Here is a 19506-nt window from a genome sequence, read left to right on the forward strand (position 1 = left end):
CTAGCCTGCTGTCGCCGCGACCGAGTCGCGGTCGAAGATCTCACTGTGGACGTCCGCGCGCGCGGCCCGTGCCTGCGCGACGATCTGGTCGGTGTCGCCGTCGAAGAACTCGGCGAGCCCGGCGACCGCGTTGTCGGCGATCGTCGACCACTTGGCGGTCCACTTCTGCAGGGCGTCCGCGTTCTCCGCACGCCCGTCGATCGCGAACTGGGCCAGGGCCGCCGACCAGCGGTTCCGTCGTCGACTGTCCTTCGCGAGCTGTTCGCAGACCAGCCAGGTGATCTCATCGCCTGCGGCCTTGCTCACAGCGCCGACTCGGTTGATCAGGACCTCGTCGAGCGTCGGCGCCAGCACCAGGTTCAGCGCCGTGAACGATTCGCCCCAGTCGTAGGCGACGAGCGCCCGTTCCACGGCTTCGCGAGCGGGCTGCCACGCCGGGCTCGTCTCCCAGACACGACGTTCGTTCTCCCCGATCCCGGACGAGGGATGCGCCAGCTGCAGCGATCGTGTGCGATACGCGATCATGGTGACCCGGCGGAGGAAGTCGGCGTTGGCGTAGCCGGCCGCGCTCGTGATGGACGAGCTCGGCCCGAGATAGGCGACGTACGCCTGCATCTGCTGGAAGCCGTGGACCGGATACCGCGACGGAGTCAGTACGTTGCCGAGCAGTGCCACGTGCTCGGCGGACAGCGAGGCGTCCATGCCCGCGTCGTCGAACGTGTCGAGCATGCCGTCGAGCTTGGTCTGCTCGTCGGCCTGCATGTTGACGTACGACCGGTACGCCACCTGATCGGGATCGCGGAAACCGTCCCAGTCGTCGAGGCGCAGCGGCGAGTTCTCACGGTAGGTGAGGAACCACAGGTTCAACGGCGACGAGGTGTTCTGCTCGAACGTCGACAACCGACCGTTGCGGGTGTTCCAGTTCTGCGCGTGCGTCACGATCTCGTACTCGCTCGGCATCCGTCGGACGTCGCCGAAGGCGCTGAACGTGCGCAGCTTGCGCTTGCGTGCCGGGGTGCTCATCGGACTGCTCCTTCCGCCGCGGCCGCACCTTCGCGGTCACGGATGCTCTTGCTCTCCCAGGTGATGGAGTCGCTGGACGTGATCGCGCGACCGGCGAACGACGACATCAGGTTCTCCAGCGAACGGATGCGGTACTCCGATCCGAGGTACGCCTGCAGCGACGCCTCGGTGAGGAGGACGCGGTCCTCGCCTTGAATGCGGACGTACGCACCACGATCGATCACCTCGATCGGCGTGTCCGGGTTGTCGTCCTCGATGGCGGCGATGATCTGGTCCACTTCATCGCCCATGCGCAGGACCGGTCCGACAGGATTCTTCATGACGCCTCTTCCGGGATCAGGTAGTCGACCGTGACGTGGTCGAGTGGTGCGATGCCCGCCTCGGCGACGGTCATGTCGCCCGGCAGGGTGCGGCCGTCGTGGATGACGACCTTCGGGTAGGGCAGGGCGCGCACGCGGCGTCCCTCGGAGTGCGAAGCGACGGCGGCGGCCACCTGGTCCATGGTGTCGGCAGTCGTCACCGGGACCAGGATCTGGACGAAGTCCGTCCAGAAGATCGCGTTCAGCGGAACCACCTCGGGTGCCCGGTCCTGCGCCTCGTTGTCAACCGGTGTGCTCATCCTCGATCTCCCACCACGATGAGGCCGCTGGCCTCGCGTCCGATGTATTCCTTCGTCCACGCCGCGTAGTCCGGGTCATCGCCCATGACGTCGGCGGTGACACCCATGTAGTCGAGCAGGCCGGGCACGGTCATCGGCTGGATCTGACCACCGAGGAAGCGGTCCACCAGGGTCTCGTGGTTGACGTTGTCCCGGTCCTTCCACCAGATCTGCCTGCAGCCGTTGGTGCAGAAGTGGTAGGTCTTCCCGTCGTACTTGAGGGAGTGGTCGCGGGTGCGCCACTGGCCGTTCCGCGACTGCGTCGGGTTGCAGGCCGGGAGGTGACAGGTGCTGCACAGCCACGGGAGCGTCTCGGGGAGCGTCGCCTCGACGTTGTTGGCGTTGATGTTGTCGATGATGACGTCCCACTTCTCGCCGTAGATCTTCTCCCAGGTGGGGTACTTCTCACGCAGCCAGTCGCGCTCGTCCTTCGAGACGCCGGCCTTCGGCTTCCACCACAGGGTGGGTCGCCACCACCACATGCCCATGTGCAGGCTGTGGTGCCAGGTGTCCAGACCGCGCATGAACTCGTCCCAGAACCACGGCTTCTTCAGCCCGTAATCGGAGATCGTCCGGATGAACTGATCGATGATCCATTCCTCCATGAACTCCCGGTACGACTGCTTCCGATGCTCGACCGGCGTGTAATAGTCCATCGGCAGGCCGGTCAGCGCGGCGAACAACCGCGCTGAGCCCCAGAAGGCCTTGTCGATGACCCACTGCGCGCGGGCCGGGTCGTGCTCGACCAGGATTTCGAGCGTGGCGACGCCCTGCTGCGAATGGCGCGCCTCGTCGGTCTGAATGGACGAGATCATGTTCGCGAAGTTGATGTCGCCCGATTCGAGGGCGTCGGCCGACAACGCGACGAACTGCAGGTTGGTGAATCCGGTCTCGAAGGTGAGCGGCACCTGCAACGCGCAGTCGACGGCGTTGGAGGTCGTCATGATTCCGTCGAAGTAGGTGCGCAGTGCGATCGGCACCCAGTCGTTGGTGCTGTACGTCTTCTGCGTCCAGTCGAACTGCGGGTCCTTCGCTACGAACTCGTGACCGAAGTAGGTGGTCAGCGCGTTGTGCCGCAGCTCGTCGAGCTGGCCGTACGTCGCCATGTTCCGCCAGGCGCCGTTGAGGCCGAAGCGGGCCATCTTCAGTTCGGCGAGCGTGGCCGTGTACTCGACCTGGGCGACGCCGCCGAAGTGCATCTTGGTCGACGACTTCCAGCCCTCGTCGAGGCCGTCGAAGACCGGTGAGCGCTGCAGCGCGGCCTTGACCGCGTAGGTCGACGCCTCCTTCTCCTTCTGCGTGTAGACGTACTCCTGGTACGAGACCTTGTAGTCCTCCTCCCAGTCCAGCCAGGCCTCACGCGGCACCTTTCCGGTGCCGCAGAACCACTCCGGGTACACGGCCTCGTCGTCGACATACCGCAGGGTCCAGTCCACGTCGCGGACGAAGTCCTGCCATTCTTCTCGCTTGAGCAATGCCATTTGTCTAGATTCCTGTTCGTTCCGGAGGGTCAGTCGACTTCGAGGTGGCCGAGCTGGCGGCACACCCCGGCGTTGTCCCAGTAGGCGCGGATGTTGTCGATCAGTCCGTCCTGATCGACGTGCATGATGAAGAGGTGGGGCTCCGAGAAGGGCTGGTTCTGCGGCGCGATGAAGGCCCAGGCCGACTGCTGTGTGCCTGCGATGTCGCAGGCGACGACCACGTCGCCCTCGTCGTTGCCGTCGATGTGGTGCACCACGTTGAAGAGGTTCGGGAAGGCGTTGATCAACCCGCTCCAGATCACCTTGCCGACGGTTCCGACCTTGCCGTCTCCGCGCATCACCCGCTGCTTGGCCCAGACCTCGAACGGAATGTACGAGAAGTCGGCGTTGGCGGTGCACAGATCCGTCATGGCCTCGACGTCGCGCGCTCGATAGGCGTCGAAGAACTCCGTGACCACCTCGGTCGGTGTGCGAGTCGCCGAGGCGGGTTCGTTCGCTAACAGATTCATCGGTTCTACGTCTCCTCGAGTTGTCAGATGATGGTGGTCTGGTCGGTTCGCTTCACCGCGAGGCGCCGAAGCAGCTGGTTCTGGCACCAGTAGGCGTCGATCGCCGTGATCTCGTCGCCCGTCACGGTGAATCGCCATGCGCTGTCGACGTCCAGGTGCTTCTCCTGGTTGACCACGCCCCGATAGTCGGCGGACTGCGTTCCCTCGATCTTGATCTCGGACACGAGCACCTGGCCCAGGTCGATGACGCTGCGCACGGTCAGGCGCAGGTCCGGGAATGCGGTGACGATCTCGTCGAGCACCGTGGAGATCACCTCCGCGCCCCTGCCCGCCAACTGCAGCGGATAGACGGTGACGTTCACATCCGACGCCACGGTCGACACCGCGGCAGCCACGTCGCGGTGGCGGAAGCCGGTGATGAACGCCTCCACCGTCTGGCGCGGGGTGGTCTGGGTCATTGCTGTCTCCTTGTCGCTGAGCGGCGTCCTGTCGTCGGTGTTCATCGGTCGAGTGCCTTGAGAAGCGCGTCGGCGGTCGCGTCGGCGGAGTTCGGGTTCTGACCGGTGATGAGGTTCCGGTCCACCACCACATGGGAAGCCCACGCGAACGGCGCGTCGTCGTACACGGCACCCGCGTTCTGGAGCGCCGAGGCGAGCAGCCACGGCATGCCGATCCGGCCGATCTTGTTCTGCTCCTCCTCCTCGTTGGTGAAGGCGGTGAGCCGGTACCCCTCGAACAGCCACTGCCCGTCCGCACGCTCCGGCGCCGACAGCAACATCGCCGGCGCGTGGCAGAGCGCGGTGATCGGCGCGCGCTTCTCGTGCAGGATCCCCAGCAGTCGACCCACGTCGGCGTTGTCCGCGAGGTCCACCATGGGTCCGTGCCCACCCGGCACGAAGACCGCGTCGAACTCTGCGAGATCGGCGTCGCTGAGGCTCGACAACGCGACCGGACTCCGGAAGCCGTCGATCGCCTGCAGTCGGGCCAGACGCTCGTCCGACAGCGCCTGCGCCGCGGCGTCCAGTTCGTTCACCGCGTCGCGCAACGCCTGCTCTGGCAGACCCCCGTCCAGACCTTCGGACAGCATCACGTCGACGAGCTTGCGATTGCCCGCCCAGGCGATCTTGGCCGCTTCACAGACCAGCGCATGGGCTTCGTCCTCAGTCTTGCCTGCGCCGATCAGGCGGAGGGTGATCCGCCGCGAGGCCATGAGTTCCTGCTGCGTGGTGTGGTCGAGCGTGATGCGGATGTCGTCGGGGTCCTGGTGGAAGGTCCGGTACACCGAGGCGAAGAAGTCGCGGTCCGCATCCGGGTAGTTGAAGATTCGCTCGAGGCTGTACGGATCCGGTACCGGGGCCTCGCCGTCGGCGGTGAGCACCACGACGTCGACGCCCGCGGCGATGAATCGCTCGTAGGGCTTGAGCGCTTCCTCTGCCCAGTAGCCGGTCGGATAACCGGGGTTGTCGTCGAGGTCGATCTCGCGCGCACTGGACACGAGGTAGGCGATGCGTGGCATGTTTCTCCTCTGCTTGAAGGGGCTGTGCTGTACTTCAAAACGTTGCCAGGATGTGTGCCGGATAACATCGAAGAATCCTGCTGCGGATTTGCGTATTCCTGCTCGCACCTGGGGAAATGCGTGGGCGCTCAGCGCGGGGAGGGCGGCTGGGTCATCTTCTCGAGCAGATAATGGGTCTCGAGGTAGGCGTCGATTCCCTCCGATCCGCCTTCGCGTCCGTGGCCGGACAGCTTGACGCCGCCGAACGGCACCGCGGCATTCGAGAGCAGGCCGGAGTTGATCGCGGTCATCCCGACTTCGAGTCGATTCGCCGCCCGTCGAGCACGGTCCAGATCGCGCGAGAAGATGTACGACGCGAGCCCCGACTCGGAGTCTGCGGCATCGGTGATGAGCCGCTCCTCGTCGTCGTACACCGTCACCGCGGCGACCGGCGCGAACCATTCGACGTCGGGACCGACCCGGGCGGGATCGGCGGCGCGGACGTCGCGCCGCAGCAGGGTCGCCGGGTGGAAGAAGCCGCCGGTGTCCGCCGTGTCGCCCTGCGCGAGCAGAGTGAAGCCGCTGTCGATGGCCGCCGCCACCCGTTGCCGTGTCCGCGTCAGCGCCCTGTCGTCGATGAGCGGTCCGACGCTCGACCTCGGATCGTCGCCGGGTCCGGAGTGCATCGCGGCGACCCGGGCTCCGAGCTCGCCGAGGAACTCCTCCGCCACCGAGGACGCGACGAGGATGCGGTTGGCCGCAGTGCACGCTTGACCGCTCCCGCGGAACTTCGCGTGCAGCACGCCGGTCACGGCGGCCTCCACCTCGGCGTCACCGAGGACGAGGAAGGGCGCATCACCGCCGAGCTCCATCGAGGTCCGGATCATGCGGTCGGCCGCCTGCCTGGTGAGTGTCCGCCCGACCGCCGTCGACCCGGTGAAGGTGACCTTGCGGAGCGCGGGGTCGGCGAGCAGTCGCTCACTCAGCGGTGCGGGCCTCGCGGTCGAGACCACGTTGACGACGCCGGGCGGAAGGCCCGCCTCGGCGAGCAGGTCGGTGAGCAGGAAGCACGTCAGCGGGGTGGCCTCGCTGGGCTTCACCACTGCGGTGCAGCCGGCGGCGAGTGCTGGTGCGAGTTTCCGGGTGATCATCGCGAGCGGGAAGTTCCACGGGGTCAGCACCAGACACGGCCCCACCGGGCGGCGGCTCACGTACATCGTCGCGCCGCCCTCCGGCAGGTCGCCGAACCGTCCGTGGAGGCGGACCGCCTCCTCGGCGTACCAGCGGAGGAAGTCGGCGGCGTACGAGACCTCCGCCCGTGCGTCCGCCACCCGCTTTCCGGCCTCGGCGACGATGAGCGCGGTGAACTCGGCGGCGCGCTCGCGGACCAGCGCGTCGAGACGATGCAGCACCTCGGCGCGGGTCCGCGACGGTGTCATCGCCCACGACGTCTGGACCGCGGCGGCGGCAGCGAGTGCGGCATCGGCCTCGTCGAGGGTGGATTCGGCGACGTGCGCCAGGTCCTTCCCGGTGGCCGGGTCGTGCACTGCGAAGCAGTCACTGCCGGTGGGCGTCCGCCAGCTGCCATCGATGAAGGTGCCCGGCCGGATCTGCTGTGGGGGTGTCGAGTCCATGGCGGAAAGTAAACGACCATGGCCGAACCGGTGGAAGGCTCCTCGGCCGACGAGCGACGATCCCGCTATTTGTCCACTGGAATCGGCAACTTCGCACTTGCGGACCGTGAGTGGGAGGGTGAACGCCGACGGATCAGTGCGACGGGCGGCTGGAGAAGTCGGGCCGCCGCGGCAGCGTGTCGATCACCGCGCGGATCGTCGGCCATCCGTCGACGAAGGCCGTCGACGGATCGTGCAGGACCCGTAGTCTCGCGCCACCGAGGAGCAGGGTGATCAACGCGGCGACGCCCTCCGGATTCAGGAACTCCCGCTCGATCAGCGGCCACAACTCACCGACCGTGCGGGCATTGCGCCGCGCGAAGTAGTCGTGCGCGGGATGCGAGGGATTCAGTGCTTCCCCCTCGAGGAGGTCGAAGGCGAGGGACCGCTCGGCCTGCGGGCGATAGTGGTCGAGGATCGAGTCGATCGCGGCGAGGAGCGAACTGGTGTCGACCGCGATGCGCGGCGCCTCGTGCGCGTCGCGCGTCTCCAGCACCGCGACGAGCAGGTCCTCCATCGTCGGGAAGTACCTGATCAGACCCGGCGTCGACATTCCGGCGCGGCGGGCCATCTCGCGGAGACTGAGCGAGGAGTAGCCGTCGGTGGCGATCGCTTCGGTGGCGACCGCGATGATCTCGGCTCGACGCTCGTCCACCGACAGTCGCCGTCGGGCCACGACGCACCTCACTCTCCTCGACGACGTCGCCGGTCCGCGCAGTGCGGACCGGCGACGTCGAGTGTAGTGACGACCTCACGTCACCGGGCGAGGAGCCGCGTCGCGCTCACAACTGACCGACGGCCTCGTCGACGACTGCCGCCATGTGGCGCTCACCGAGCGCGTTGGGGTGTAGGCCGACGGACTGGGCGGCCCCGAGAGCAGGCTCCACGTACCGGACACCGCGCGGCGTGCATGCTTCGTGCCCGACGGAACTCGCGGCCACATCGACGAAGGTGACGCCCGTGCGCTTCGCTGCTCGTTCGATGGCCGCTGACAGCTCGGTCTGGACCCGGTAGGCGGTCTTCAGGTCGCCTCGCGCGATCGGGACGCCGGGGCAGGCGACGGCACGGTTCGGCACCAGCCGCAGGTAGTTCAAGGCGAAGACCTTCGCATGCGGCGCCCGCTGGGTGACCGCCCGCATGGCCCGAACCAGGTTCGGATAGGTCCGTGTCCGGATCTGGCGGATCAGATCCTTCGCGAACAGATCGCCGCACGGTGTTCCCGATGCGGCGCCGAAAGCGCCGACCAGGGCGCACTTGGCGACCATCGACGCGAAGACGTCGCCGTCGTTGCCGCCGATCGAGAAGGTCACGAGATCGGTGTCTCGACTCAGTGCGTCGAGCTGAGGCCGGACACCGGCCTTCTGCGACGTGAAGAAGTCCGCCGACGTCGCTGCACCGCAGCTGACGTCGGTGAGCCGGTAGCCGTTCTTCTCCGCGAGCACGTGCGCGTAGTTGCGCGCTGATCGCAGGCACGGCTTTCCGCCTGGCACCACCGGCTCCACGCCTGCAGCGGACGAGAAGCTGTCGCCCATCGCCACATAGTCCACGACCGGCGCGGCATCCGCCTGCGCAGTCGGCACGAGCATCGCTCCCATCGCCGTCATCATCGCGGCAGCCACCGCCGCCACCCTCGTCAACCGACTCAGCCCCACGCCTTCTCCACACCTGCGAGACGCCCACCACTGCGATGGGCGATTGTGGCGTGAACACTAACTGACAGACGTCAGATAGTCCACTACTTGACGTCTGTCAGTTAGTCCGAGTCTCACCTCATATCGGCCGGGCGCACCCGCCTACGCGTCGTACCGCGGCAACAGGCCCGACTCGAGGGCCTGCGCCAACGACGGCGCCGCGAGGTCCTTGGCCGACAGTTCGTAGTCGAGGGACGCACCGTCCCGCGCCACGCGCGGCCACTGGATGTCGACTTCCGGGTCACGTGGGTTCACCCCGTGCTCGCCGTCCGGGCGATAGCCAGTGGAGCACAGGTAGGTGACCGTCGATCCGTCCACCAGGGAGCAGAAGCCGTGGCCGAGACCCTCGGAGAGGTAGACGGCCTTGCGGTCGACGTCGTCGAGCAGAACCGCGTCCCACTGCCCGAAGGTCGGCGATCCCACGCGGACGTCGACGATCACGTCGAGGATCGATCCCACAGTGCAGGTCACGTACTTCGCCTGACCGGGTGGGACGTCGGCGAAGTGAATGCCCCGGACCACCCCGGCCGCCGACACCGAGGTGTTGACCTGTGCGAGGTCGAAGCGGTGTCCGATGGTCTCGGCGAGGACGTCGGCCTTGAACGCCTCGAGGAAGACGCCGCGATCGTCGCCGTGCACGACGGGCGTGAACTCCCACGCCCCTGAGATCGTCAGTTCTCGGACCTTCATCTGCTCACAGCTCCCGTCCGCGCTCGACCAGGTCGAGCAGATAGTGTCCGTAACCCGACTTCGCCAGTCGCGTCGCGGCGTCGCGCAAATCCTCGTCTCCTAGGTACCCGAGCCGCCACGCGATCTCCTCCGGCACCCCGATCTTCAGCCCCTGACGCTGCTCCACGGTCCGAACGAAGTTGCCCGCGTCGAGGAGCGAGTCGAAGGTGCCGGTGTCGAGCCAGGCGGTGCCGCGCGGCAGCACGGTGACGTGCAGCTTCCCGCGGCGGAGGTATTCGGCGTTGACGTCGGTGATCTCGTACTCGCCACGCGCCGATGGCGTCAGACCGGCGGCGATCTCGACGACGTCGCTGTCGTAGAAGTACAGGCCGGGCACGGCGTAGCGGGACCGCGGGTTCGCGGGCTTCTCCTCCAGCGAGACCGCGTTGCCGTCGCCGTCGAACTCCACGACGCCGTACGCGGTGGGATCCGCGACGCGGTAGGCGAAGATCGCACCGCCGTCGATCCGGTCGAAGCCCTGCAACCGAGAACCGAGGCCCGGACCGTAGAAGATGTTGTCGCCCAACACCAGCGCGACGGAGTCGTCGCCAATGTGGTCGGCCCCGAGCACGAACGCCTGCGCCAGACCGTTCGGCTCGCTCTGCACCGTGTAGGTGAGGCGCACCCCGAACTGGGAGCCGTCGCCGAGCAGGTTCTCGAACGAAGCCCGGTCACCCGGCGTCGTGATGATCAGGATGTCGCGGATGCCCGCGAGCATCAAGGTGGAGAGCGGATAGTAGATCATCGGTTTGTCGTAGACCGGCACGAGCTGTTTGCTGACGCCCTGGGTGATCGGGTGCAGTCTGCTCCCGGTTCCGCCGGCGAGGATGATTCCGCGCATGTGCCAACCCTATCGGTACTGTTGAGAGACCATTCGATGTCATCAGACGGGAGTCCTCTTGCGCGTCCTCGTGACCGGCGGCGCCGGTTTCATCGGTGCCAACTTCACCCTGCGCACCCTCGCCGCCCGACCGGACGCCGAGGTCACCGTCCTGGACAAGTTCACCTACGCCGCCAACCCCGCGACGCTCGAGCCGGTCGCGGACCGCGTCCGCGTGGTTCGCGGCGACATCGCCGACGCCATCGTCCTCGATCCCCTGGTCGCCGACGCCGACGTGGTGGTGAACTTCGCCGCCGAATCACACAACGACAACTCGCTGGCCGACCCGTCGTCGTTCGTCCAGACCAATCTCGTCGGCACCTATACGCTGCTCGAAGCCGTTCGCCGCCACGGAGTGCGCCTGCACCACATCAGCACCGACGAGGTGTACGGCGACCTGGACCTCGACGATCCCGCCCGCTTCACCGAGGAGACGGCCTACCAGCCGTCGAGTCCGTACAGCGCCACCAAAGCGGGCAGCGATCTGCTGGTCCGCGCCTGGGTGCGGTCGTTCGGGGTCGCCGCGACCATCTCGAACTGCTCCAACAACTACGGCCCCTATCAGCATCTGGAGAAGTTCATCCCGCGGCAGATCACCAATGTGCTGACCGGAGTCCGACCCAAGCTGTACGGCGACGGCCGCAACGTTCGCGACTGGATCCACGTCGACGACCACAACGACGCCGTGTGGACCATCATCGACCGCGGACAGCTCGGTGAGACCTACCTCATCGGCGCCGACGGGGAAGTCGACAACCGGACCGTCGTCGAGTCGATCCTCACCGCGCTCGGGCAGCCGTCCGACGCCTTCGACTTCGTCACCGACCGCGCCGGGCACGACCGCCGGTACGCCATCGACGCCACTCGGCTCCGCACCGAACTGGGGTGGACCCCCACCTACACCGACTTCGCGTCCGGGCTGGCCGCGACCATCGACTGGTACCGCGACCACCGCGAGTGGTGGGCGCCCCACAAGGCCGCCGTCGAATCCGGCTACGCCCGCACCCAGCAGATCCTCGACTGATCGGAGACTTCTTCCCATGCACGTTCTCGTCACCGGCGGCGCCGGGTACATCGGCTCGCACACCGTCTTGCAACTGCTCACCGCAGGGCACGATGTGACGATCGCCGACGACTTCAGCAATGCGAAGCCGACGGTGCTCCCCCGCCTGGAGGAGCTCGCCGACCGGCCGATCAAACTCCACCGCATCGATCTGACCGACCAGGCGGCGACCGACGCGCTGTTCGCCGCCGAGGAGTTCGACGCCGTCATCCACTTCGCGGGGTTCAAGGCCGTCGGCGAGTCGGTCGCCAAACCGCTCAGTTACTACCAGAACAACCTGGACACCACCTTCTCCGTGCTCCGCGCAATGGATGCGCACGGCGTGCGACGGTTCGTGTTCTCGTCGTCGGCCACCGTGTACGGCGAGAATCCGGTGTTGGAGCGCACCGAGGACATGCCGACGTCGGCCACCAACCCGTACGGCTGGACCAAGGTGATGGTGGAGCAGGTGCTCCGCGACCTCGCGATCGCCGACGACTCCTGGCGCATCGCACTGCTTCGCTACTTCAATCCGGTCGGTGCGCACGTCAGCGGGCGGATCGGTGAGGACCCGAGCGGCCTGCCGAACAACCTCATGCCGTTCGTCGCACAGGTCGCCGTCGGCCGTCGGGACAAGCTGTCGGTCTTCGGCGACGACTACGACACCGTCGACGGCACCGGCGTGCGCGACTACATTCACGTCGAAGACCTGGCCGCGGGCCACGTCGCCGCGCTGGAGAAGATCGACGTCTCCGACGAGCCGCTCGCGGTCTGGAACCTCGGCAGCGGCGAACCGGTGTCGGTGCTGCAGGTGGTGCAGGCGTTCGCCCGTGCGAGCGAGCGCGAGATCCCCTACGAGGTGGTTCCGCGCCGCCCCGGCGATCTCCCCGCCTACTGGGCCGATCCGTCGAAGGCCAACCGCGAGCTCGGCTGGAAGGCCACTCGGGACATCGACGACATGTGCGCCGACACGTGGCGCTGGCAGTCGCAGAACCCGCAGGGGTACCCCGACGCTTAGTCGGTGTCGGCCGGCGGCGTCCGCACCACCTGGACCACCAGTGTCGCGACGACGACCACCGCCATGAACACGAACAGCCAGCCGATCGACGCGAACACCACGCCCAGGGCACCGAACGACGACCGCGCCGAGTGGAACACGCGCGCGTACCCCACCTCGGTCACGACCACGAACGCGGTGATCCCGGCGCCCGACGCCGCCCCGAGCCACCCGAGGTCGGCCGCTCGCAGCTGATTCCGCGTCAGGATCCGCGGTACCGCGGCCCAGGCGAGGGTCCAGATGGCGAAGGTCTCGACCAGGCTGAGGATCACGCGGCCGTCCGACTCGTTGACGTCGACCACGACCATCGCCTGCGCGACCGTGGCCAGCGCCAGCACCGCGATCACCAACAACCAGCGCCACCACCCGCGCAGTCCGGAATTCTGCACGCCCCACACGCCGACGTACAACCGGTCCAGCGCCCGCGCCATCGAGGTCGCCGAGATCAGTGTCATCAATGCGCCGATCACGCCGAACGACGCGTAGCTGCCGGGGTCGTCGCCCGGACCGATCCCCGCCGACACGTCGAACATGCTGAGCGTGCGGTCGAGCGCGCCGGAGCCGGGCAACGTCGTCAGCAGGAGCAGGACCGGGAGGATCGAGGTGAACGCCTGCGCGGCGAGCGTCATCGCCCGATCGCTGACGTTGCCCGCCACGACGGCCTTCACGATGCGGACGCCGAGCGGCACATGCCGCCCGACGCCTGCAGGCAGTCGTGCGACGACACCGTTCAGCCGCTCACGAACAGAGGTCGAGACCATGCCCGAATCATGTCATCCCGACCGGGCGCGTCGGGTCGCCCGGGTCAGACGTGTTGGGGCTCGCGCGCCAGGTCCACCTCGTGTTCGGCGGGAGGGACGGCGCCCGGCCCGGCGATCCGGGACCGATTGGCGACGACGACGGCGACCGCGCCCACGGCGATCATCACGATGCCGAACCCGAACAGCTCGGTGTGCGTGATGGACGGGAAGCGGGTCATGATCCACGACATCGCAGCGGGCGACCCGAAGCCCAGATAGGTGAGGGTGTAGAAGACGGCGGTCAGCCCGGCGAGGTCGTCGGGACCGGCGAGTCGCTGGACCTCCAGCAGGCCGGAGATCAAGGCCATCCCGTAGCCGCATCCCAGGACGATCGCCGCGACGAGGGCGAGCGGGACCGACGGCGCGACGACGACGCCGATCGCGAGCCCCATGCCGACGGCGACCAGCGCCATCGCGGCCAGGGGCGCGCGGGGCGAGCCGGGCCGATCGATCTTCTTGCCGAGCGTCTGAATGAAGAAGCCCGCGGCGAGGCCGACCACACAGCACAGGCCGGCGAAGACGATCGCCCACCGCGACGTCCGTTCCATCATCAGCGCGGGGATCACCGCGTAGGCCATGGCGCAGGCGCCGAAGACCCACGGTGCGACCGGTGCGACGACGAGCCAGAACCGCGGCGTCATCGCGGACGGGATCGTCATGGTGTCCAGCAGTCTGCCCTCGGTGGGCCGGTGGCGGGTCTCCGGAGTGGTCCAGATCAGTGCGAACGAGGCGATCGCGAGAGCGATGTTGACCAGGTACGTGACCTGGCCGGGCAGCGGCGCCCACTGCGCCAGAACCGCAGCCAGCCCGGCGCCGACACCGAAGCCCGCGGTGAGGCTGAGGGCGGCACGGCGGGCGCCGGACGACGGCGGATCCCCCGCGCGGTCGGACAGCTCCTTGATCCACGTCCCGCCGACGGCCATGGCCAGACCGAGCGCGATCCCACTCAAGACTCGACCTGCCGTCAGCAGCGGGACCGAGTGCTCGCCCGCCGCCAGCAGCATCGACCCGACCGCCGCGATGATCGGCGACGGCAGCATCAAGGCGCGCCGACCGTACCGATCCGACAGCGGACCGCCGATCAGCATCGCCGGAATGATGCCGAGGACGTACATGAACAGCAGGAGGTTCACGACGACGGCAGACATGTTCGACGTCGTCCGATACATCACCAGCAGCGGCGTGAACTCGTTGCCGCCCCACGCGGCGGTGAAGACGGCGAGCGACACCGCAGGCCAGCCGATCAGTGAGCGAAGACTCCCCGCTCGCCGGTCGAGCGCATCGAGACTCGTCATCGCAGTCCTCCTTCGGTTCCGTGCACCTGCGCCAGGTGGTCGGCCAGCATCGCGGCGAACTTCTCGGCGTCGCCCGCCCCGACCACCGCGGCGAGCGCAGTGTGATCGGCGACGATCCGTACGGTGACGGAGTGGTCGTCGCGCAGTCGTTCCGCAGTCATGCGACGGTGTCGTTCGCCGAGCGAGGCGTAGAAGTCCGAGAGCAGGCCGTTTCGGCCCGCGGCGACGATCAACTGGTGGAACTCGGCGTCGAGCCGGGCGAACTCCGCGGCGTCGGCGGTGTCGACGAGACGATGCCGCGCCACGTTGTCGGTCAGTCGCGCTGCGAGCGCCGCCACCGAGTCCGGATCTGTGGCCACCTGTGCCATCGCGTGGCTCTCCAGCAGCACCCGGGCGTCGAGCACGTCGCGCGCCTCGCTCTCACCGATCGGCACGATTAAGGCGCCGCGTTTCGGATAGAGCCGCATCCATCCCTCCGCGGACAGCCGCAGGAATGCTTCACGAACCGGGGTCCGACTGACCTCACAGCGGCTGGCGATCTCGCCTTCACTGATCATCTCCCCGCCGGGAAGCTCGCAGGTCAGGATGAGTTCCTTGACCTCGTCGTACACGCGATCCGCGGATGAATACGTCATAGACACAAGTTGTACTGTAGTCCTCGGAGAATGCTCCACCAACCGAATTTCTCTGTGACATGCACAACGGCACGGCGGTTCGGCAGGTTCGTCTCACATCGGGCGAATACGCTCCTCACCACGGTGCGGAGTTCGCTTTCCCCGCGCCGTTCGCTCGGCGTCGACAGCGTCGTCCATGCCGAGCGTCACAGTGACCACTACGGCAGTTGAGCAATCGCTGCATCGAGGGAGCCGGAGAGCACCGCATATGCCCATCACCGACGACGAGATCTTTGCCGCCCACGAAGGCGGAAAACTGTCTGTCGAACTGCGTTCGCCGATCGAGACTGCGCGCGACCTGTCGATCATCTACACCCCCGGCGTCGCGCAGGTCTCGCGTGCCATTCATTCCGAATCGGAGCTCGTCGACCGCTACACCTGGACCGAGCGCCTGGTGGCGGTGGTCTCCGACGGCACCGCGGTGCTCGGGCTCGGCAACATCGGTCCGCGCGCCTCCCTGCCCGTCATGGAGGGCAAGGCTGCGCTGTTCCGCGCCTTCGCCGGCCTGAACTCGATCCCGCTGGTCCTCGACACCACCGACCCGGACGCGATCGTCGAGACGCTCATCAATCTCCGTCCGAGCTTCGGCGCCGTGAACCTCGAGGACATCTCGGCACCGCGCTGCTTCGAGATCGAGCGACGGGTCATCGAGGCGCTCGACTGCCCGGTGATGCACGACGACCAGCACGGCACCGCCATCGTCGTCCTCGCCGCGCTCAAGGGCGCGGTCCGCTGCCTCGGCAGGGACCTGGCCGGCCTGCGGGTGGTCGTGTCCGGCGCCGGCGCCGCAGGCGTGGCGTGCGCCAAGATCCTCAAGGCGGCAGGCATCGACGACATCGTCGTCCTGGACTCCAAGGGCATCGTCCACTCCGGACGCACCGATCTGGTCGAGTACAAGACCGAACTCGCCGAATGGAGCAATCCGCGCGGGCTCACCGGTGGCATCGCCGAGGCGCTCGCCGGCGCCGACGTCTTCCTCGGCGTCTCCGCCGGAACCGTGGACGAGGACGTCGTCGCAACGATGGCCGACGACGCGATCGTGTTCGCGATGTCCAACCCGGATCCGGAGATCCACCCCGACGTCGCCGCCAAGCATGCGGCGATCGTCGCGACCGGTCGCAGCGACTTCCCCAACCAGATCAACAACGTCCTCGCGTTCCCCGGCGTCTTCGCCGGCGCACTCGACGCCGGTGCCCGCCGAATCACCGAGAACATGAAGATCGCGGCCGCCGACGCCATCCTGTCGGTGGTCGGCGACGAGCTCGCTGCCGACAAGATCGTCCCGAGCCCACTCGACGACCGCGTGGCCCCCGCTGTCGCGAAGGCCGTCGCCGAGGCGGCCCACGCGGACGGCGTCACCGGCTGACGTTCCGGCGCTCCGCTGACGCCGACAGCACCCGTTTTGCTTGCAGGCCAGACGACTCGGTACCATCATGAGCGCTGTCAGCGACAGCACGCCGCCTTAGCTCAGTCGGTAGAGCGATTCACTCGTAATGAATAGGTCAGGAGTTCGATTCTCCTAGGCGGCTCCGCAGGTCAGACACGGTTTCGACCTTGTCTCCCGATGGTCCCCGGCACGCTATGTGTCGGGGATGTGTCGTCTAGTTCGCCTTCTCTTGTCTCCGCTCACCACCGTTCTCATCGTTGAAGGTCAATGTCGCTTCGATCGCGGAGTCGAGCCGAGTGATCAGACCTTCGAATATGTCGGAGAACAGGCTCGCGTAGTGCGTGAGCGTCGTTGACGCGTTCTCGTGTCCGAGCATCCGCGAGACGGCCATCACCGAGGCCCCGGCATCGATTGCTAACGACGCGGCCGTGTCCCGCAGGTTGTGCGGCGTGACCTTTGATAATCCCGCACAAGCTGCAGCCGGCCGGAGCTTGCTCCGAGTCCAGTTGCCGTTGTAGTACGGCGTCTCCCGCGAGGTCGCGAACAGCAGATCACGACGTGAACGCGTGCCGGCCCACACAAGCAGTTCGTCACGCACTCGGGTGGGCAGCGGGACCGATCCAGCCTCATGGTCCTTCACGTCGCCGAGAATCAGTTTGCCGTCGACCTCTGAGTAGGCGTGAGTCACACGCAACCCACGCTCTGACACCTGCTCCGGCCACAGAGCCCTGATCTCACCCCAACGCAGACCCGAGTAGCCCATCGTGATGAATCATGATCCACGGGCGGCGGGTCAGTGCGTGTTCCCTGGCGCTGTCAGGAGTGGTGGCGGTGTCCAGGTCGGCCAGTCTGGCATTCCGACTAGGCGGCCGTGGTCGTAGCGGGCGCAGGCCCGGAATGGGTTGCTGGCTTTGCTGTTGTCGAAGACGCGGGTGGTGTCGGCGATGGCGATGGCGTGGGCGATGTGGTCCCAGAGTCGGGCGTAGCGCTCTCGGGTCTTCTGTTCGGGTACGTCGTGGCCTCCGCGTCGGACTCGTTCGGCGACGCGCAGGACGGTGAGTTCGACGGGGACGATGATCACGTGGAGGTGGACGAGATACCCGGCGGCTGATGCGTCGGCGACGAGCTGCACTTTGCTCGGGTGGGAGAACACGGTCTCGGTGATGAATGACTGACCGGCGGCAAGGGCTGCGCGGCGTTGCTGTTCGGCGATCTGCGCGGCCTCGTACGCGTGCGGTGCTTGGTCGTCGGGCCAGCATTCGGCGGCGATCACGTCTGCGTTGATGAACGGCAGGTGGGTGATCGGGGCCAGGACCGTGTTGACGTATGTCGACTTCCCTGCGCCGTTGGGACCGGCGAGCAGATGGAGGTCGGGCATCAGCGCGTGGACTCCACGGTGACGACGTTGCCGTCGTCATCGAGTTCGGAGTAGGACTCTCCGGCGGCGGCGAAGTCTGCAGCGAAGTCGAGGGACCGACGCACCTCGTCCATGCGCTCCTCCCACTGCTGGCGGACGATGGCCTGCTCGGTGTCATCGAGGGAGTCGTAGGCGTCGGCCCCTTCGAGGACGCGAGCGATCTTCCGGTGGTTGACGGTCGGCGATAATTCCACTTCCCGGCCGATCCGAGCCCAGTGTGCGATCTGCTGCGGCAGCGTCCGCGAGGTGACTCGGCTCGCGGCCAGGGCGGCTTCGTACACGTCTGCGGGAAGCCGCGTGGGCTGACTGGCTCTGCTCATACCTCACTGTAGCACCGTGCTACGGTCCGCTAGCCTGTGGTCCGCGGACTTCATCTCCTGACGAACTGCCACGTTGTACGCTGATTCGTAGACATATCAGTCTCCCTCTGACCGCTCGCGCCCTGCACGGCTCGGGCGGTCATCTCTTTGGGAGGCGAGGTTGATCCGTGTCGGTGACGTGTCGGCACAGTCACCGTTTCGCACCGACGCGAACCGTCGCTGACAGACTGTCTCAGCGATCACTCTCCGCCACTCTTCAGTCCTCGCCGTCGGTCGTCACGCCGAAGGCGTTGAGGAAATTGCAGACGAGCTGGTAAAAGCCAACGGTGAGCACGAAATCCGCCAGTTCGGTGACCGAGAACGTCTCGAGAGCCTCGTGCCGTGTGGCTGTGTCGAGTGTGTGCCCGTCTAAGAGCTGGTCAGTCCAGCGCAGCACCGCCGCCTCCACAGCACTGAGCCCGTCGCCGGTCCCGGTGGCCGCTGCTGTCATCGCGTCGTCACTGAGTCCGACCGCACGCGCTATCCGTTCGTGGTGGTGCACCTCGTACGCGGCGTCGTAAACGTAGCCGACGCGGAGGATCGCCAGTTCCCGCAGCGGGAACGGCACCGAGTTGGCCTGCAGCATCGCGTCGGCCATGCTCAGGAAGCTCTCCGCCATGCCGTGAGAATGGCCGATCATGCGGTACACGTTGGCAGTGTGAGTGGTCAGGGCCTCGCGCACAGCTGCGGGCAGCGTGTCGATGTCTGGATAATCGATGGTGGTCATAGAAACTCTCTCGTCGTGTGGCGGCAATGAGGTCAAGCGAGCTGGTCGACGTCGCCGCGGATGGGTTCGCTGCCGTCCCAGGTGGCGGCGACGTCCCGGATGTACCGGAAGAACTGGCCCTTGGGTCCGCTGACATCAGAGATCTCGATGACGTGTCCGAAGGTCGCCTCGGTGTCGAGATAGGCGAAGCGCCCTTGCTCGCCGCCGATCGATCCTTCGTGACCGACCTCGTAGCCCAGCGACAGCACCTCGTCGTACAGACCTTGGTAATCCTCGGTCCAATAGGCGATGTGCTGCAGCCCCTCACGGCCCGATTCGAGGAAATCCCGGTACAGCGAGGGTGCATCATTGCGAGGCGCGATCAGCTCGATCTGGACGTCGCCGGAGTTCGCGAGAGCAACGCTCATCCTCATCGGCGAAGCACTGCCGCGATAGGTGAAGTAGTCGGTCTGCACCTCGTGGGCATAGAACCACGGGCCGATACCGTGAGCGAGCCACCGCCGCATCTCTGCGTTGATGTCACGCACCACATAGCCCATCTGATTGATTTCTCCGAAGATTCGGCTCATTCTTCACTTCCTCATGTCGTCATCCGATTCCGCAGACTCG

Annotated in this window: 23 protein-coding genes and 1 tRNA gene; 4 read left to right on the forward strand and 20 right to left on the reverse strand. The window is 66.9% G+C overall.

Annotated elements, in window-relative coordinates:
• The 12 genes from GH2_RS13750 to rfbA all read right to left on the reverse strand — a co-directional run bounded on the left by GH2_RS13750 (position 1) and on the right by rfbA (position 10100).
• The gene (locus tag GH2_RS13750) at positions 1 to 1023 is read right to left on the reverse strand and encodes a ferritin family protein (RefSeq protein WP_066169080.1); all 1023 of its coding nucleotides are present in this window, start codon (positions 1021 to 1023) and stop codon (positions 1 to 3) included.
• Positions 1020 to 1343, reverse strand: coding sequence for an MmoB/DmpM family protein (locus GH2_RS13755; protein ID WP_066169083.1), 324 nt, complete (start codon positions 1341 to 1343; stop codon positions 1020 to 1022). Before GH2_RS13755 ends, GH2_RS13750 begins: the two co-directional genes overlap by 4 nt.
• The gene (locus GH2_RS13760) at positions 1340 to 1642 is read right to left on the reverse strand and encodes a toluene-4-monooxygenase system B family protein (protein ID WP_066169085.1); all 303 of its coding nucleotides are present in this window, start codon (positions 1640 to 1642) and stop codon (positions 1340 to 1342) included. The genes GH2_RS13755 and GH2_RS13760 overlap by 4 nt, the downstream gene beginning before the upstream one ends.
• Entirely contained in the window at positions 1639 to 3162 is a 1524-nt protein-coding gene (locus tag GH2_RS13765; protein WP_066169087.1) for a ferritin family protein, read from the reverse strand. The genes GH2_RS13760 and GH2_RS13765 overlap by 4 nt, the downstream gene beginning before the upstream one ends.
• Before the next feature lie 29 nt (positions 3163 to 3191).
• Entirely contained in the window at positions 3192 to 3671 is a 480-nt protein-coding gene (locus GH2_RS13770) for a nuclear transport factor 2 family protein (protein WP_066169089.1), read from the reverse strand.
• A gap of 23 nt (positions 3672 to 3694) precedes the next feature.
• Positions 3695 to 4129, reverse strand: a complete 435-nt coding sequence (locus tag GH2_RS13775; RefSeq protein WP_066169224.1) for a nuclear transport factor 2 family protein — start codon at positions 4127 to 4129, stop codon at positions 3695 to 3697.
• 41 nt (positions 4130 to 4170) lie between these two features.
• Positions 4171 to 5187: a DJ-1/PfpI family protein gene (locus tag GH2_RS13780; protein WP_066169091.1), complete on the reverse strand. Its 1017-nt coding sequence runs from the start codon at positions 5185 to 5187 to the stop codon at positions 4171 to 4173.
• A 128-nt stretch (positions 5188 to 5315) separates the two neighbouring features.
• Positions 5316 to 6800, reverse strand: coding sequence for an NAD-dependent succinate-semialdehyde dehydrogenase (locus tag GH2_RS13785; protein WP_066169093.1), 1485 nt, complete (start codon positions 6798 to 6800; stop codon positions 5316 to 5318).
• Between the two features lie 133 nt (positions 6801 to 6933).
• Positions 6934 to 7515 (reverse strand): TetR/AcrR family transcriptional regulator, encoded by a 582-nt coding sequence (locus GH2_RS13790; RefSeq protein ID WP_066169095.1) that lies wholly within the window; start codon positions 7513 to 7515, stop codon positions 6934 to 6936.
• A 106-nt stretch (positions 7516 to 7621) separates the two neighbouring features.
• On the reverse strand, positions 7622 to 8491 hold the full coding sequence (locus GH2_RS13795) for an SGNH/GDSL hydrolase family protein (protein WP_244885389.1): 870 nt from the start codon (positions 8489 to 8491) through the stop codon (positions 7622 to 7624).
• Positions 8492 to 8632: 141 nt separating this feature from the next.
• Positions 8633 to 9220: a dTDP-4-dehydrorhamnose 3,5-epimerase family protein gene (locus GH2_RS13800; protein WP_066169100.1), complete on the reverse strand. Its 588-nt coding sequence runs from the start codon at positions 9218 to 9220 to the stop codon at positions 8633 to 8635.
• Between the two features lie 4 nt (positions 9221 to 9224).
• Positions 9225 to 10100: a glucose-1-phosphate thymidylyltransferase RfbA gene (gene rfbA, locus GH2_RS13805; RefSeq protein ID WP_066169102.1), complete on the reverse strand. Its 876-nt coding sequence runs from the start codon at positions 10098 to 10100 to the stop codon at positions 9225 to 9227.
• Positions 10101 to 10158: 58 nt separating this feature from the next.
• On the opposite strand from rfbA, the gene rfbB reads away from it, so the two are divergent.
• Together rfbB and galE are read left to right on the forward strand one after the other, a co-directional pair.
• Positions 10159 to 11163, forward strand: a complete 1005-nt coding sequence (rfbB, locus tag GH2_RS13810; RefSeq protein ID WP_066169104.1) for a dTDP-glucose 4,6-dehydratase — start codon at positions 10159 to 10161, stop codon at positions 11161 to 11163.
• A 16-nt stretch (positions 11164 to 11179) separates the two neighbouring features.
• Positions 11180 to 12199 (forward strand): UDP-glucose 4-epimerase GalE, encoded by a 1020-nt coding sequence (galE, locus tag GH2_RS13815; protein WP_066169107.1) that lies wholly within the window; start codon positions 11180 to 11182, stop codon positions 12197 to 12199.
• On the opposite strand, the gene GH2_RS13820 is transcribed toward galE, so the two are convergent.
• From GH2_RS13820 to GH2_RS13830, 3 genes are read right to left on the reverse strand one after another with little or no spacing between them, the layout of a single operon-like run.
• A complete protein-coding gene (locus tag GH2_RS13820; protein WP_066169109.1) occupies positions 12196 to 12999 on the reverse strand; it encodes a hypothetical protein in 804 nt (267 codons plus the stop codon). The genes galE and GH2_RS13820 overlap by 4 nt on opposite strands.
• Before the next feature lie 44 nt (positions 13000 to 13043).
• A complete protein-coding gene (locus GH2_RS13825; RefSeq protein ID WP_066169112.1) occupies positions 13044 to 14333 on the reverse strand; it encodes an MFS transporter in 1290 nt (429 codons plus the stop codon).
• Entirely contained in the window at positions 14330 to 14968 is a 639-nt protein-coding gene (locus GH2_RS13830) for a GntR family transcriptional regulator (protein ID WP_066169115.1), read from the reverse strand. Before GH2_RS13830 ends, GH2_RS13825 begins: the two co-directional genes overlap by 4 nt.
• Positions 14969 to 15215: 247 nt before the next feature.
• Here GH2_RS13830 and GH2_RS13835 point away from each other — a divergent pair, with 247 nt between their 5' ends.
• Both GH2_RS13835 and GH2_RS13840 read left to right on the forward strand, forming a co-directional pair.
• Complete coding sequence (locus GH2_RS13835; RefSeq protein ID WP_372434564.1) at positions 15216 to 16373, forward strand: NAD(P)-dependent malic enzyme; 1158 nt, start codon at positions 15216 to 15218, stop codon at positions 16371 to 16373.
• 90 nt (positions 16374 to 16463) lie between these two features.
• Positions 16464 to 16536, forward strand: a tRNA-Thr gene (locus GH2_RS13840).
• 72 nt (positions 16537 to 16608) lie between these two features.
• On the opposite strand, the gene GH2_RS13845 is transcribed toward GH2_RS13840, so the two are convergent.
• The 5 genes from GH2_RS13845 to GH2_RS13865 form a co-directional block, all read right to left on the reverse strand.
• Positions 16609 to 17157 carry a tyrosine-type recombinase/integrase gene (locus GH2_RS13845; RefSeq protein WP_066169119.1) on the reverse strand — a complete coding sequence of 183 codons (549 nt, stop codon included), beginning with the start codon at positions 17155 to 17157 and terminating at the stop codon, positions 16609 to 16611.
• A 30-nt stretch (positions 17158 to 17187) separates the two neighbouring features.
• Positions 17188 to 17772, reverse strand: a complete 585-nt coding sequence (locus tag GH2_RS13850; protein WP_066169121.1) for an ATPase — start codon at positions 17770 to 17772, stop codon at positions 17188 to 17190.
• Positions 17772 to 18131 (reverse strand): TA system antitoxin ParD family protein, encoded by a 360-nt coding sequence (locus tag GH2_RS13855; RefSeq protein WP_066169124.1) that lies wholly within the window; start codon positions 18129 to 18131, stop codon positions 17772 to 17774. The genes GH2_RS13850 and GH2_RS13855 overlap by 1 nt, the downstream gene beginning before the upstream one ends.
• 256 nt (positions 18132 to 18387) lie before the next feature.
• Positions 18388 to 18897, reverse strand: a complete 510-nt coding sequence (locus GH2_RS13860) for a carboxymuconolactone decarboxylase family protein (protein WP_204700991.1) — start codon at positions 18895 to 18897, stop codon at positions 18388 to 18390.
• Positions 18898 to 18929: 32 nt separating this feature from the next.
• Positions 18930 to 19466 carry a VOC family protein gene (locus tag GH2_RS13865; RefSeq protein ID WP_066169126.1) on the reverse strand — a complete coding sequence of 179 codons (537 nt, stop codon included), beginning with the start codon at positions 19464 to 19466 and terminating at the stop codon, positions 18930 to 18932.
• Positions 19467 to 19506: the final 40 nt, after the last annotated feature.

This window comes from Gordonia hydrophobica NBRC 16057 (genome assembly GCF_001592365.1).
Taxonomy (GTDB): domain Bacteria; phylum Actinomycetota; class Actinomycetes; order Mycobacteriales; family Mycobacteriaceae; genus Gordonia; species Gordonia hydrophobica.